Here is a 14899-nt window from a genome sequence, read left to right as displayed (position 1 = left end):
TCTTATTCTTACGAACTACGCAGCAATTCAAGCCTTCCTACCGACCTCCCGAAACTTGTGGGCGTGGGTGGCCGCTACGGCAAGATGCCCGAATACAACCAGGCTTTCGGACTGAGCAACAAGGCGGCGACGGTCTCGATGACCGCCCCTGCGTCGGGTGCGAAGTTCGAAGTGGGTGCGACGGTGACCTTGAAGGCCGACGCGAAGGATAGCGACGGTTCCGTAAAGAGCGTCGCCTTCTATGTGGGCAATACTTTGGTCGGCTCTGCGACAAGCGCTCCCTACCAGGTGAATGCAAGCGGGCTTGAACCGGGCATGTATTCCGCAGTTGCAGTCGTGACGGACAATTCTGGCCTTTCGCAGATGTCTTCGTTCGTGACCTTCTCCGTCGAAGGGACTGCCTACCCTGAAGTCGTAAAGTGCGGTGCGGGGTCCAGCAGCCAGAGCATCAATCTAGGCGAACCAATTGTAGATTTCTGCTACACTTGGAGCGGCGCCGAAACGGTCGTGCCTGAGGGCTTCCCGACGGGCGTTACGACCAGCATCGATAAAACAAACCGCAAGATATCCATCAGCGGGACACCTACAGAAGCGGGTGAGTTCGCCTTCACCGTCACGGCCACCAACAATGATTCCACATTTATTAAGAGTGGCCGCATCGTGGTGACGGACCCGAACGCTCCCGAATCGTCTTCGAGTGTTGAACCGGAATCCTCTTCGGGCGAAGTCGTGGAATCGAGCAGTGGAACGACCCTGATTGCGCAACGTATGAACTGGGCGACAGAGGCCGAGACCGCCTTCTACCGCATCTTCGACATGCAGGGGCGCCCGCTGTTCGCAGGCTATAAGAAGCCTGCGAAGATGCCCGCTGCGCGGGTCATCGTGGTGGAATACACCACGGCAGGCTCCATAAAATGCAGGTATTTGCAATAAATATTTCTTTTTGAAAAAAACTTAATTATATTGGTATCGATGAAGTTCCGTGGAACCATATTGACTGTTGCGGTCGCCTCTTTGGCGGCCTTTTGGGGTTGTTCCTCCAATAGTCAGTCGGCAGGCAATAGCGCCGAAACGGGTTCTCCGGAACTCGCGGGAATCTTGATGTTGGACGGCGGCAAGCCGGCCGCACATGCGCGTGTTCAGTGCGTGCCGGGCAACTACAACATCATTGCCGCAAGCGAGGCCGAACAGGTCCTGCTTTCCGCGTTCGAAACCGAAACGGATGAAAACGGAAACTATGAATTTGACTCCATTCCGTCGGGTAATTTTTCTCTCGAGGCTTTCCACCAGGAATCTGGCCAGATGCTCCTGCTGCAGAACCTGAATGCCGAAGAGGACGAGTCCCTTGCTGTAAATGACACTTTGCAAGGTCCGGGTACGGTCAAACTTCTCGTATCGGGCGCTTTCCGCGAAAACCAAAGCGGCGAGGCGATTGTCATTGGGACGACTATTCGCAGAAGTGTCTCCGTGCAGAACGGGAAAATCGTGGTCGATAGCCTCCCGGCAGACACGTTCGATCTTCTCATTTACATGGACAATTTGTTCCCGGTAGGTTTTGAAGGTATTGCGGTACAACCAAACAAAACGACGGTTTGGGGCGATTCGATGACTTACACCTTCAAGGCTCCGCTCGCGCTCCCCGAAGGAATCGATACGCTTGGCTCCGTCGTGAGCGATTTCCCGCTAGCCATTCGCTTGACGGAAAAAGAAATTGCTTTCGATTCCGTTGAAATGGTGAACGGTCGTTGGGAGGCCGTGCGCATTTCAAAGGACGGAAACCGCAGCAAGAAACTCCCCATTACGCAGACCTACTTTGACGCTTCTGCCAAGGAGGCCGTGTTCTGGGTGAGTGTTGATTCACTAAATGTTTCAGATTCTCTGGAACTCCATTTTGACAACACCATGAACCCTGCATACGCGAAGGATGTGTTCCCCACGAACCGCAGCTATTCTCTGGTGTGGCATTTCGATAGCGGCCTTGAGCCTGTAGGCGATGGAGCGGAAAGGGGCTACTTCGAAGGTCTGCCGACAGGGGCCGTGGCTGCCGACGGTGTTGTGGGCAAGGGCGCAAAACTTGATGACGGCGACGCTATTGTTGCCGAGAATTCTGCCATCGCGGATACTTCGCGCAAGGTAAACCTCGTCTTCGATATGAAAGGTTACTTCTGCTTCTCGACATGGGTGGAACTCGATGCGCTCGACAAGGAACAGACCATCTTCGAGAAGGCGAAGGAATACGCTTTGCTCTATGTTCCCGAAAAGGGCTTTGTCGTGGAAGTCTACCATATTGCCGATTCGTCCGATGCGCTCGATACTGCAAGCTACAAGGTCTCCTGGGCTTCGGGCGCGGACGGGATTAAGGCGGGCGAATGGACTTACGTGGCATTCAGCAGGCGTGCGTTTGAACAGACGGTGTTCTACCTGAACGACGCTAAGGTTTCGGCCTCGCCGGAACAATCCGATTGGGACGATTCGAAGGTTACGTTTTCGCTGGAACCTTCTGACAGGATCGATTCTGTCGGCGTCCGTGCCTACTTCGAGGTGGGCGGCTTTACGGGCAAGCTTGACGAACTCATGGTGGGCGGCTGCTTCCGCGACGATACCTGGACGCGCCTCACTTACTTGAATCAAAAGCCTGAAAACTACTGGCCGCAGTTAGTTCCCAGAAAGTAACCCCTGGTTGTTATTGCCCGCTCAGCACGCAGGTACTTCCGGCAAAGTCATTTGATACGAAAAACCCCCGGCATAAACCGGGGGATTATCTTAAGCTAGTCAGTTAAGGCTGGAACAATTAGAAAAGGCTAGAAGCCGAGGCTAATCTGTCCCATGTAGATACGTTCTTCGTCCTGACCGGTGTAGTAGCCGAGTTCTTCGGCCCAGGTCGCGAATTCGAGCGTTACGACGCGGAGCACTTCGAGGCTTACGCCTGCGGAGGGGTAACCGCCCTTGAATCCGCCGGCGAGGCGGAGGCTCAGGGCTCGAAGCTCGTTGTTGTAGCCGGGCCAGGCAAGCAGTGTCTGTTCCACTTCGAGACCGAAATTCAGGTGGGAGAGGGGCTTGTAGTTCTTTTCCGAATTGAATGCGTCTGCATAGTCGCAGGCAAAGTTGAACTTGCGTGCGTAGCCGGTGTTCTTGTTAAAGAATCTCGGGGAATAGTTGAAGCCCACGCTCAGGTTCGGGGTAATCTTGTCGCCGGCGAGTTCCTTGAAGTACACGTCGCGGAGTGATGCGCCCACGCGGAATTCACGGGTCAGCTGGTAGAGCACGCCGAAGTCAAGACCGAACGAGATGGACTCGAAGTCGAAGATGCTGTGGGTCGCGTCGTCGTAGCGGTCTTCGAGAGTATCCTGTATGGAGGCGTAGTTCAAGATGTCGATGGTGATGACTTCCACTTTGTGGCGCTTCGCCGCCTTTGCACCGATACCCACGGAGAGGTTGTCGGTGAATCCGTAGGCGACACCGCCCTGCACCACGCCGTCGACGTAGAATGTGTCGACGCCGAGGAAGGGAAGGATGAGGCCTCCGTCGAGGTAGGGGGCGACGCTTCCGTCCACCCAGACCGCACCGCCGAATCCGTGGATGGCGAGTTCCGCATCCATCTTGATTTTCATGGTGAGGTACTTGTGGTCGTAGGAATTGATTTTATGGATGAGTTCCGGGTGCGAGGAAAGCGTATCCATCAGAAGCTGGTTCTGGTTTATGCCGAGAGCCTCGGCCGCATCGGCCACGTTCTGGTAGAGGGCTTGCAGGTCCTTCGCCACGTTGTAGGTGGAGAAGTATGTTTCGAACGGACCCGCGCCGCCCAAGTTCAGTCGAGCATCGCCGATGAAGTTGCGCGGGTAGTAGCCTTGTTCCGGGCGCTTGTCGTAGTTGCCCAGTCGGTTAATCTGGGAAAGGCCTGCGTAGTTGTAGTAGATGGCTTCCTTGTCATCGACTACGGCCACATGTGCGTTACCCATGGATTCGCCGCGCATCGAGTGGTGAGTCGGGGCTTTGGCGGCAAAGACTGCCGCCCCCAGTCCGAGGCATAAGAGTGTCGCTAAAATTCTTTTCATCGCTTAGTCCCTCCCTTCAAACCATTTGAGGAACATTTCTTCGTCGTAGTTGGCCCAGCATCCGCCGATGTTGGCCTTGCGCCAGGCGAGGTCGTATTTGATGTTGTTTACGTCCCTATCCTTCTTTGCAAGATTCATGTTCTCTGCGAGCGTATTGCCCGATTCGGCGAAACCGAAGTTCGCAGCGAATGCCTTGAACAGGTGGTTGTTCTGGGCGTCGCGGTCGTTGGAACCTTCGATGACGAAGGTAAATTCCCCTTCATCGGCGGCCTTTCCGTTCATGTCGATGTCGACCGTTTCGTAGCCTTCAGCGGTCTTGACCGATGCTATCTGGCCGAAGCGGTGCTGCAGGAAGTTCGTTTCGGGAACCATCGCCTGGTTTTGGCGCATGTCTTCGTCGACGAGGCCGTCGCCGTCGTTGTCGAAGTTGTCGGCGATTTCTTCGTCGATGCAGCCGTCTCCGTCTCCGTCCATCATGTCACCGATGCTTGTGTAGGCGATGATGGCGTCCTCGTTGCTTGTGACCGCTTCGCTCGCGGTAATCATGTAGGTCGCCATGGCTTCGGTCGCAACCGTGAGACCGGAGTCGCTGAGCAGGGCCGCTTCAGGAACATAGCTCTTGAGGACTTCGGTCGCGATACTCGGGTCCGCCTTGATGGCATGTCCGATGTCGCCCATGGATTCGAACATTTCGACGGAGGATTCGCCCATACCCTTCAGGGAACTCCAGTCGATGTCCATGGCTCCGTCCGAGAAACTGAACAGGCCTGTTATGTCGTTGATGTTGTTGCGGACCATGATGGCGGCCTTGGTCAGGTGGAGTACCGTGTAGCTTGCCGAGATGGTCTTGAAGGTCACCTTTCCGTCGGTTCTTCCGGTGGAATCCCTTTCAATGAACGGGTCGAGGACTTCCAGGACTGCGGTAATTGCGGTTTTGTAGTGGTTTGCGGTCGAATCGTCCATTTCCAGGAATGCGCTCTGGCCATCCTTAGAGTTGGCGTACTTGAGCATTTCGAAGACGTTCAGCCCCTGCTGGTTCAGCACGCACTTGGCAAGGCCGTACCACGCCTCGGAGACGGTGGAATCCGCCTTGAGCACCTTTTCGAAGTATTCCCTTGCGATGGTGTATTCTGCATTGCGGAAATGGATGTAGGCCTCGTAGGTGAGGGCATCGACATCGTCGTCGGCGATGTCGGCATTTTCCGTGGGGTTGAACAGGTTGCAACCGGCAATCCCTATGGCTAGGGCCGCAGTCGCACACAACCAGAATCTTTTAAATCGTTTCATAAATCCAACTTCCAAAAAACAAATTTTTTGAATGAATTCGATAAGCAAAAAATAAATTTCTTTGGAAGATTTTGGCTCGGGCATGAGGAAGAATCGACTCATTTATATGTCAAATCTTTCTTTTTTTTCGAAAAAAAGGACAAATTTCATGTGTTAATGATATATTTGTGCTCGATGGAACTTTGTAGAGACTATTTCCCCACGAGGGCATACCGCATTGCCGAGGCGAAAATGGGTTCGCTCCTCGGGGCGGAAAGGGATCGCCTGGACGCCCTCGCCGCACGGCTCGGGCGCCCGCAGGCTGTCGGTCCCGACAACCTGCGCGAGGAGCTCCCCCGGATAGTTGAATTCACGAAGGCCTACCACGCTGCCTACGACCAGTATCTCAAGGCCGTGTTGCCGCAGCAGGAAAAGCCTATCCAGTGCAGGCCCGCCTGCGGAAACTGTTGCCACCATTATCCCATGTCGGTGGAACCGTTCGAACTCATTTACCTGTATCAGGAAATCCGCAAGCGCGGCGACCTCATCACCATCATGGAGGCGTGTCTGGGCCGCTCGGAGAATTTTAATAATTTGTTTGTAAAAAGGCTGGGCGAGGTCGATTCCGAGGATGCAGCCGAGGACATGGCGCTTCACGATTATTTTTCGATGTGGACGCCCTGTCCCTTTTCCGATGCAAAGGGGGACTGCGGAGAATACGCCTTCCGCCCCGTCTCGTGCCGGATGTACTTTAGCCAGACGGATCCCTGCTATTGCAAGCCGGAAACCCTCCAGACCGAGCTGAACGAAAGCTATATTGTGTACTTGCCGGACAATATCGAGGAGGCCCTGCTCGGAATTTCTGAACACTATGCGGCGCTCGACCTTCCCGAAAGCTTTTTCGGCGGGTTGCTTTCGCTAAATGCATACGAAGGAATTTTAGGTTGAACGAAACGGAAGGACAGTTGGATTTTTTCGCGCAACTGAACATGGCCCCGAAGGCCGATGTCCAGGGGGAATCCCTTGCTCCGCGCCCTTCGGGAAAGTGTTCTGCGAACGGCCTTGTCCATTTCAAGTATAACAGCCGCATGAAAAGGAGCATCCGCTGCAAGGCCGGCTTTCTTTTCGGGCATCCGGAAGTCTTGCTCCCGGAATATATGCGTGCGCCGGAATTTGCCGCTGCTCGCGAACTTGCTGCCGAGTGGGCGGAACATGCAGTCCGCCGCAAGACGCAGAAGAACAAGGCCATTATCAAGGACCTTGTTGCCCGTTTTTGGGAAGTTGTCGATCAGGTGCTGGTGGACCGGGGCGATTCCCCGCTCGAAAACACATGCCGTCTTCCGCCAATCAAGCCGCGCGGCCGCTACTTCAATCTCGATGATGTGCTCGCCGCCATCAACCATACGTATTTCGATGAACAGCTGACTTGCCGTATTACCTGGAGTAATCGTGTGGGGGGCTTGAGCTTCCATTCCGTACGCAAAGATCCGATAACGGGCGAAAATTTCCACCTGATAAGCATCAGCCGTGGCTACGATGCCGCAAATTGTCCGCTATACGCTGTCGCGGGCGTCGTTTATCATGAGTGCCTGCATGTGGTGATTCCTGTGGAAGTCAAAAACGGACGCCGCACGGTTCATGGCCGAGTCTTTCGCCAGCGCGAACGGCAATATATCTATTATGACGAGTGGATCAAGTGGCACAAGGAAGTGTTGCCGAAGAATATCCGTGCCATGCACCGTCACAAGGAACTCTAGAATTTCGGATAGCCGTCCTTGAGGCTTTCGTCGTAGTGCGCGCGATCCCCGCCGATGAATTTCGGACGTGTGCGGGCGGCAAGCAGGATTGCTTTGCCGATGTGGCTTTGCGTAAGCTGTAGGGGGACGGCGACTTCCTTGAGGTGCATCCCGATGAGTGTTCCGCCGATGTCGAGTCCGGCATCTGCCTTGATGTGCTCGATTGCAACCGGATGCTCAAACGCTGCGTAGCAGGCGGTGGCGAATGAGCCTCCCGCCTTGGGTTGCGGAACTACGTTCACGATTTCTGCATTCGGGACTGCGGCGTGCTCTATGATAATCGCGCGGTTCAGATGTTCGCAACATTGAGCCGCGATAAAGATGCCGCTTGGCTTGAATGCGGATTGTAGGCCTTCGAAAATAGCCTTGCCGACTTCTGGTACGGAATGGCTCCCGATGTTGTTTCCGAGTGTTGAACTCGTGCTGCAGCCGACAACGACGATTTGGCCGCTTGTCAGGTGCGCTTTTTCGATGAGTTGTAAGGCGGCGCTATGTGCGTCGGATTTAATTTGTTCTATAAGATTCTTGTCTTCAACTTCGTAAGTAGAGCCAGCCATAAAAAATTTTCCTTTTTTGCGGGCCTGCCGCCACATAATTTTGGGGGTAAAGATAGAAATTTTGGAGTGCGCCTATTCCAAGTTGGCTTATTTTTGGAGTTCTACAGAACAAAGCTTTGGCGATGCTTTCGCGATGAGTCTGTCTGAAGACGCTACCATTACTCAGGAATCTTTATCCAAGAGGAATGCTTTTCCTGTCCGTTGCGTCAAGGACTAATCCTCTTGCTCCCTGTTTGAAAAGAATCTATAATTTTTAAAGCATCGGAAAACACGTGCCGACGGGGGTAGGCGACACTGCGGAATTGCAGTGCCTCTATCCTTAAAACGGATTAGACCCCCAAAATGAGCCAAAATGGTGCTGAAAAAGATTTTTACAAAGGCGAAACAATTCGTGTTTTGATCATGTATTATATGAAAGAAACCGTAAATTTCTATCTTTACCACGTTCAAAATTTCACGTGATTGTATCACAGGATACCGATTATGGCAATGCAAGACATGAATGACCAGGTGCAGGCTCGTTTGGCGAAGCTTGCGAAGTTCAAGGAAATGGGCATCGAGGCCTATCCGCACAAGTTCAACCGCACGCACGATTCCAAGATGCTCAAGGAAAACAAGGAAGCCTTGATGAAATCGGGCGAGGAAGTCGCCTTCGCTGGCCGCGTGGTCCGCTTCAACCGCAAGGGAAAGATGTGCTTTATGCACCTGAAGGACCGCTATGGCCGCCTCCAGGTGGTGTGCGCCCGCGACGAGGTGGGCGAGGAGAACTACGAAGTCGTCAAGATGACCGACCTCGGTGACTTTATCGGCGTAAACGGTTTCATGTTCGAAACGCAGACGGGCGAATACTCCGTGCACGTGAAGAAGGTGACCATGCTCAGTAAGGCTGTGCGCCCGCTTCCGGTCGCTAAGGAAAAGGTGGACGAGAACGGCAACAAGGTCGTATTCAACGAATTTGCCGACGTGGATACCCGCTACCGTCAGCGTTACATCGACATGGCCTTGAACGACGACGTGAAGGAAGTCTTCATCAAGCGTTTCAAGATTCTGCAGGCTATCCGCGAATACCTCATCGAAAAGGGATTCATCGAAGTCGAAACTCCGACGCTCCAGCCGATTTACGGCGGTGCAAACGCCCGTCCGTTCACCACGCACCACAACGCCTGCGACATGACGCTCTACCTGCGCGTGGCCCCGGAACTTTACCTGAAGCGCTGCATTGTGGGCGGTATGGAAAAGGTTTTCGAATTCTCCAAGAACTTCCGTAACGAAGGCATGGACCGCACCCATAGCCCGGAATTCACCGGCCTCGAGTTCTACGAAGCCTACGCCGACTACAACGACATGATGGTGCACTTCGAGAACATCTACGAACGCGCCTGCATTGCGGCGAACGGCACCACCAAGATTAATTACCAGGGGAAGGTTATCGACTTCAAGGCCCCGTGGCCCCGCTACAGCATGATCGAAGCTATCGAGAAGTTCGGTGGCCTTAAGGTCAACGAAATGAGCGACGACGACATCAAGAACAAGATGGAAGAGCTGGGAGGCCACCTGGACGGCGAATTCAGCCGCGGCCGCGGGATTCTCGAACTGTTCGAGCTCACCGTGGAAGACAAGCTCATCCAGCCGACCATCATCAAGGACATGCCGACCGAGAGCACCCCGCTCTGCAAGAAGCACCGCACCATCGAAGGGCTCATCGAACAGTTCGAGCCGTACGCTAACGGATGGGAACTGGGCAACGCCTATACCGAACTTAACGACCCCATCCGTCAGCGTGAGCTCCTGGAAGACCAGGTGCGCCGCGGCCGCGGTGGCGAAGGCGAAACGCACCCGATGGACGAAAACTTCATGCACGCTATCGAAAGTGGCCTGCCTCCTACGGGCGGCGTGGGCTTCGGTATTGACCGCATGGTCATGTTGCTCACGAACCAGCAGACCATCCGCGACGTGCAACTCTTCCCCTTAATGAAACCGGAAAACTGCTAATTCATGAATAAACTGGAATGGCTCATCGCCTGGCGTTACCTGGGGGCTCAGCGTAAGAGTCTCTTCGTTTCGCTTATCGGCATTTTCAGTATGCTCGGAGTGAGTATCGGCGTATTCGCGCTGGTGGTGGCGCTTGCTGCGGTCAACGGCTTCGAGGAAGAGGTCACCGCCCAGATGATAGGGAAGGACGCCCACCTCGAAATCATGTCGTACAACGGCGAGCCTATCGCGAGTTACGACAGTCTTACCCGCGAGGCGAAGAACCGCGATTCGAACATCGTGGCCTCGTCGCCGTTCATCATCTACAAGGTGGGCATCAGCTCCAAGAAGGTGAACGACGGCATAGTGATTTACGGCATCGATGCCGAAAGCGCGAAGGGCGTGACCGACATCTACAAGTACATCAAGTGGGGCGAGTATTCCGTCGATAGCCTGGAAGACCTCACGGGCAAGATGCGCCCGGGAATCATCCTCGGTTCGGGGCTTGCGAACCGCCTGCGCGTGGTGGTGGGCGACAAGCTCGTGCTGCAACTGTTTCAGAGCCCGGATGAGGCGCTCGGCTCGGGCCCCAAGATGATGATGTGCGTGGTGAGCGGCATCTTCGAGACGGGCACTTACGAGTACGACGGCAACCTGGCCTACATCGGGCTCAAGGAAATGCAGAAACTGCTCGGCATGGGTGACGCCGTGATGGGTATCCAGTTCCGCATCAAGGACCACTGGAAGGCGGGCGAGGCGGCCTACGACATGAGCCAGTGGCTTACCTACCCGTACTACTCGATGGACTGGAAGGCGAAGAACATCACGCTCCTCAAGTGGATGAACTACGAGAAGTTCATCGTGGCGGCGGTCATCTGCCTCATCATCCTCGTGGCGGCGTTCAACATCATCAGTTCCCTTATCATGGTCGTCATCGACAAGACGAAGGAAATCGGCATCCTCCGCAGCATGGGCTTCAGCAAGGCGGGCATCATGCGCGTGTTCATGCTCATGGGCAGCTTCATTGGCGTGGGCGGCACCATCGTGGGTGGTACCATCGGGCTTGTGCTCTGCAAGTTGCAGGAGGCCTACCACTTCATCACGCTCCCGGGCGATGTCTACGTGATTCCGTACTTCCCGATTTCTGTGCACCTGATTGACGTGGTCCTTATTTTCGTGATTGGCATTGCGCTTTGTGTGCTTGCGACCTTGCTCCCGGCATGGAAGGCGAGCAGGCTTGACCCCGTAGGAGCGATTAGGCATGAGTAGTTTATTGCGGACAGTCGACCTCCGTCGCGTGTTCTCCGAGACGGGCGAACAGCTCGAAATCTTGAAGGGCGTGAACTTCTCGATGAAAGAGGGCGAACTCGTGGCGCTCACGGGTTCCTCCGGTTCGGGCAAGTCTACGTTCCTGAACCTTGTGGGCATGCTCGACACGCCGACCTCCGGCGAAATTCTTTTCAAGGGCAAGCCGCTCAGCAAGTTCAACAGCGACGAGCGCGACGCGTACCACCGCTTCAAGGTGGGGTTCGTGTTCCAGTTCCATCACTTGCTCAGCGAGTTTACCGCCATCGAGAACGTGTGCGTTCCGGGCCGCATTGTGGGCCAGTCCGAGAAGGAATGTCGCGAACGTGGCGAGATGCTGTTGGAAACGGTGGGGCTCAAGGACCGCCTCAGGCACTTGCCACGCGAACTCAGTGGCGGCGAGCGCCAGCGTATTGCGATTGCGCGTGCGCTCATGAATCACCCGGACCTGGTGCTGGCCGACGAACCGAGCGGCAACTTGGACGAGGCGAACTCCGCGAAGCTGAACGAACTCTTTGGCGAACTCAACGAGACGTTCAAGCAGGCCTTCTTGATTGTGACGCATGACGAGAAGTTGGCGAGTTTTGCGAAGCGCCGTGTGGTGATGCATAACGGATTGATTCAGGATATCGGATAGGAGATTTGGTATGGCTGACAATAACGGAATTTTCTCTGCGAAGGCGAAGGCCGTGCTCCAGGCCGCCCGCATGGCGGCGCGCAACCTCGGGAGCGACTGCGTTTCGACCGAGCACCTGCTCCTGGGCCTCGTGCGTGAGGATTCGGGCTTTGCGGTCGAGACCCTCAAGGCGCTCCGGATAAACCTCGTGGACCTGAGCGAGGATATCCAGCGCTCGCTCTCCTCGAACGGCGGGCTAATGACCATCGGCGGCAACCCGCGCGACGGCCTGTTGCAGTTTACGGTCCGCGCGAAGGCGGTGCTTTTCAATGCTGCAAAAATCGCGAAGGAAGAAGGCGACCAGTATATCGGCCCCGAACACCTGATGCTCGCGATTCTCCAGCAGGTAGATTCCCCTGCGGTTGGAATCCTTTCCACATACAACATAACGTACGAAAATTTCCAGCAGACGCTCGACCAGCTCAAGCATAGCGGCGACGGCAACGCCCCGCAGGATATCCCCGAAGAGGGACCGCGCCAGCAGCAGGGCGGGCGCGAGATGCGCGGCGGTTCCAAGTCCAAGACCCCGATTCTCGACCATTTTGGCCGCGACCTCACCGCGATGGCGCGTGCGGGCAAGCTCGACCCGATTATCGGGCGCGAATCCGAAATCGAACGCCTCATCCAGATTCTCTGCCGCCGCAAGAAGAACAACCCGGCGCTCATCGGCGAACCGGGCGTGGGCAAGACCGCGATTATCGAAGGCCTTGCACAGAAGATTGTGCAGAAGAAGATTCCCGACCTGCTCGTGAACAAGCGCGTCGTGACGCTCGACGTGGCGGCGATGGTTGCGGGAACCAAGTACCGCGGGCAGTTCGAGGAACGCATGAAGGGCCTCATCATGGAACTCCAGCGCGTGAGCAACTCCGTGATTCTCTTCATCGACGAACTCCACACCATCGTGGGTGCAGGCGGTGCGGAAGGCAGCCTCGATGCGAGCAACATTTTCAAGCCGGCCCTTGCGCGTGGCGAACTGCAGTGCATCGGTGCGACGACGATTGACGAATACCGCAAGTACATCGAGAAGGATGCTGCACTCGAACGCCGCTTCCAGACGATTCTCGTGAACCCGCCCAACTCGGAAGATTCCATCCAGATTCTTGAGGGTCTGCGCCCGAAGTACGAGCAGCACCACAAGGTGCACTACACGCCCGAGGCCATCCGTGCCGCGGTGACGCTTGCCGAACGCTACATCAGCGAGCGGTTCTTGCCCGACAAGGCAATCGATGTGCTCGACGAGACGGGTGCGCGCGTGAAGCTCAATTCCATCAAGGTCCCGCAGGACCTGCTCGACATGGAATCTGAACTTGCCGAAGTCCTTTCGAAGAAGGAAGAGGCGGTCGCGAACCAGGATTACGAGAATGCGGCCAAGTGCCGTGCCCGCGAGGAGGAACTCCAGAGTTCCATCGCGGAACGCAAGAAGCAGTTGCAGGAAGAAGGGCAGGAGACACCTGTCGTGGACGAGAGTGACATCCGCGACTGCATCAGCAAGATGACGGGCATTCCCGTGAGCCGCCTCGGCGGTGAAGAGACGCAGAAACTCCTGCACCTCGGCGAAGAAATCAAGCAGCGCATTATCGGGCAGGACGCCGCAGTCGATGCGATTGTCAAGTCCATCCGCCGTACGCGAGCGGGCATCCGCAGCAGCAAGCGCCCGATGGGCAGTTTCCTCTTCCTCGGGCCTACCGGCGTGGGCAAAACGGAACTTGCGAAGGTGCTGAGCCTCTCGCTGTTCGGGAGCGAGGAATCCATGATCCGCATCGACATGAGCGAATACATGGAAAAGCACAGCGTCTCGCGCCTTATCGGTGCTCCTCCGGGATACGTGGGCTTCGAGGAAGGCGGCGGACAGCTTACCGAGAAGGTGCGCAAGAAGCCTTATTCCGTGGTGCTCCTCGACGAAATCGAGAAGGCGCATCCGGACATCTACAATATCCTGCTCCAGATTCTTGACGACGGAATCCTTACCGACAGTTACGGCCGCAAGATCAACTTCAAGAACACCATCATCATCATGACGAGTAACGCGGGTGCGCGCGAAGTGCGCCACAGCGGCGGCATGGGGTTCACCAAGGAAGGGGAGACCGACGACTACGAGCGCATGGAAAACGCCATCCGCGAAGAGGTCAAGCGCGTGTTCTCGCCGGAATTCCTGAACCGCATCGACGAGCAGATTGTGTTCCGAGCCCTCAGCAAGAAGGACCTCGTTTCCGTCGTGGACATCCAGATGGGGTTCCTCCAGAAGAACATCTCCGATCGCGGAATCCTGCTGGAAATCAGCCAGGAGGCGAAGGAATTTATCGTGAACAACAATTACGATTCCACCCTGGGCGCGCGACCCATCCGCCGTTCCATCCAGAACCTCGTGGAAGACGCGATTGCCGAAGGGCTCCTGCTCGGTACCCTCACGGACTTCTCCACGATAAGCATCGGCGTCGAAAACGGCAAGCTCAGTTTCAAGTGCGAGAAAATCCAGTCGTAAAAATGCTATCTTTGTCCGCGAAAAATTTCAACAATCAAACCCAAGAGGTTAACAATGGCTAAAATTCCTGCAGTTCTTATCTTCGGCGCACCGGGTTCCGGCAAGGGTACCGTCGGCGCGAAGCTCGCTGCTACCACTTCCCTCAAGCACATTTCCACGGGCGACATCTTCCGTGGCATTGCTCCTTCCAGCGAATCCGGCAAGCTCCTCGCTTCTTACTCCAGCAAGGGCCTGCTCGTTCCGGACGAAGCCACTGTCGAAATTTTCGGCCGCTTCATCGAAGGCCTCATCAACACGAACAAGGTGAACCCGGATAAGGATACCCTCCTCCTCGACGGTATTCCCCGCACGGTTGCCCAGGTCAAGCTCATCGAATCTGTCGTCGACGTGAAGCACATCTTCGTGCTCGACATCAAGGACGAGAAGACCATCGTGGCTCGCCTCCTGAACCGCGCCAAGATCGAAGGCCGCAAGGACGACGCCGACGAAGCCGTCATCAAGAACCGCCTCAAGGTGTACAAGGAATCCACCGCCAAGGTGCTCGGCAAGTACAGCAAGTCCATCATCAGCCGCATCAACGGCGACAACACCCCGGACGAAGTGTTCTGCGACACCCTCGCTGCCTACGTGAAGTTCTGCAAGTCCGCTTGCAAGGCTTCCGCCAAGAAGGCTCCGGCCAAAAAGACCGCAAAGGCTAAAAACAAGTAGTAAAATACGCCTTGCCTTTGCTCTCGCAATCGCGACCGGTTAATACCGGTCGCTTTTTGCTCACAGAAGACCGCAAAGGCTAA

12 protein-coding genes are annotated in these 14899 nt (G+C 55.6%); 9 read left to right on the top strand and 3 right to left on the bottom strand.

What is annotated here, in order from left to right; genetic code table 11:
- On the top strand, positions 1-933 hold a 933-nt coding region (locus B2310_RS03020), incomplete at its 5' end, for an Ig-like domain-containing protein (RefSeq protein WP_290728570.1).
- Positions 934-972: 39 nt separating this feature from the next.
- A complete protein-coding gene (locus B2310_RS03015) occupies positions 973-2673 on the top strand; it encodes a hypothetical protein (RefSeq protein WP_290728568.1) in 1701 nt (566 codons plus the stop codon).
- Positions 2674-2801: 128 nt separating this feature from the next.
- On the opposite strand, the gene B2310_RS03010 is transcribed toward B2310_RS03015, so the two are convergent.
- On the bottom strand, positions 2802-4055 hold the full coding sequence (locus B2310_RS03010; RefSeq protein ID WP_290728566.1) for a hypothetical protein: 1254 nt from the start codon (positions 4053-4055) through the stop codon (positions 2802-2804).
- 3 nt (positions 4056-4058) lie between these two features.
- The gene (locus B2310_RS03005; RefSeq protein WP_290728563.1) at positions 4059-5342 is read right to left on the bottom strand and encodes a hypothetical protein; all 1284 of its coding nucleotides are present in this window, start codon (positions 5340-5342) and stop codon (positions 4059-4061) included.
- 174 nt (positions 5343-5516) lie between these two features.
- Between B2310_RS03005 and B2310_RS03000 the strand changes: the two genes are divergently transcribed.
- Together B2310_RS03000 and B2310_RS02995 are read left to right on the top strand one after the other, a co-directional pair.
- On the top strand, positions 5517-6269 hold the full coding sequence (locus B2310_RS03000; protein ID WP_290728561.1) for a YkgJ family cysteine cluster protein: 753 nt from the start codon (positions 5517-5519) through the stop codon (positions 6267-6269).
- Positions 6266-7078 (top strand): hypothetical protein, encoded by an 813-nt coding sequence (locus B2310_RS02995; protein ID WP_290723685.1) that lies wholly within the window; start codon positions 6266-6268, stop codon positions 7076-7078. The genes B2310_RS03000 and B2310_RS02995 overlap by 4 nt, the downstream gene beginning before the upstream one ends.
- Here the strand turns inward: B2310_RS02995 and B2310_RS02990 are convergent.
- Positions 7075-7674: a TIGR01440 family protein gene (locus tag B2310_RS02990; protein WP_290728559.1), complete on the bottom strand. Its 600-nt coding sequence runs from the start codon at positions 7672-7674 to the stop codon at positions 7075-7077. The two genes, B2310_RS02995 and B2310_RS02990, sit on opposite strands and share 4 nt — an antisense overlap.
- A 483-nt stretch (positions 7675-8157) precedes the next feature.
- Here B2310_RS02990 and lysS point away from each other — a divergent pair, with 483 nt between their 5' ends.
- Genes lysS through B2310_RS02965 form a run of 5 tightly spaced genes read left to right on the top strand, consistent with a single transcriptional unit; the run spans position 8158 to position 14816 of the window.
- Positions 8158-9666 carry a lysine--tRNA ligase gene (gene lysS, locus B2310_RS02985; protein WP_290728557.1) on the top strand — a complete coding sequence of 503 codons (1509 nt, stop codon included), beginning with the start codon at positions 8158-8160 and terminating at the stop codon, positions 9664-9666.
- Between the two features lie 3 nt (positions 9667-9669).
- Positions 9670-10914 (top strand): FtsX-like permease family protein, encoded by a 1245-nt coding sequence (locus B2310_RS02980; RefSeq protein ID WP_073115297.1) that lies wholly within the window; start codon positions 9670-9672, stop codon positions 10912-10914.
- Positions 10907-11587 carry an ABC transporter ATP-binding protein gene (locus tag B2310_RS02975; protein WP_290728553.1) on the top strand — a complete coding sequence of 227 codons (681 nt, stop codon included), beginning with the start codon at positions 10907-10909 and terminating at the stop codon, positions 11585-11587. The genes B2310_RS02980 and B2310_RS02975 overlap by 8 nt, the downstream gene beginning before the upstream one ends.
- 10 nt (positions 11588-11597) lie before the next feature.
- Positions 11598-14108 carry an ATP-dependent Clp protease ATP-binding subunit gene (locus B2310_RS02970; RefSeq protein ID WP_073115296.1) on the top strand — a complete coding sequence of 837 codons (2511 nt, stop codon included), beginning with the start codon at positions 11598-11600 and terminating at the stop codon, positions 14106-14108.
- Positions 14109-14162: 54 nt separating this feature from the next.
- Complete coding sequence (locus B2310_RS02965) at positions 14163-14816, top strand: adenylate kinase family protein (RefSeq protein ID WP_290728550.1); 654 nt, start codon at positions 14163-14165, stop codon at positions 14814-14816.
- Positions 14817-14899: the final 83 nt, after the last annotated feature.

The organism is Fibrobacter sp. UBA3629 (genome assembly GCF_002374005.1).
In the GTDB taxonomy this organism is placed as follows: Bacteria; Fibrobacterota; Fibrobacteria; order Fibrobacterales; family Fibrobacteraceae; genus Fibrobacter.
Note: the sequence above shows the minus strand (reverse complement) of the source record. Positions and strands in the feature narration are given on the sequence as shown.